Here is a 276-nt window from a genome sequence, read left to right as displayed (position 1 = left end):
GCTCACGCTGGTCTCGCACGAGCACGTGCCCGACGCGGTCTGGGAAGCCGTCAAGCCGCATTTCAGCGACGCCGAAATCGTCGACCTGACCCTGCTGATCAACGCGATCAATAGCTGGAATCGCCTGGCAATCGCGTTCCGCAAGATGCCCGCCTGAGAGGCGCGCCATGAAGACGATTCTGCAAACCGCGCTGGCGTCGCTTGCATCGCTGATGATCGCGCTCGCGTCGATGAACACCGCGCAGGCGCACGACGCCGCAAGCGAAACCATCGCCC

The 276-nt window shown here is 63.8% G+C and carries 1 protein-coding gene; it reads left to right on the top strand.

The window, feature by feature from the left end:
• Positions 1-157: carboxymuconolactone decarboxylase family protein (locus tag SB816_RS31320; protein ID WP_410548156.1), on the top strand; the 157-nt coding region annotated here is incomplete at its 5' end.
• Positions 158-276: the final 119 nt, after the last annotated feature.

The sequence above is a fragment of the Achromobacter sp. SIMBA_011 genome, from assembly GCF_046535435.1.
GTDB classification, from domain to species: domain Bacteria; phylum Pseudomonadota; class Gammaproteobacteria; order Burkholderiales; family Burkholderiaceae_B; genus Achromobacter; species Achromobacter dolens.
This window is presented reverse-complemented; position numbering and strand designations above follow the sequence as displayed.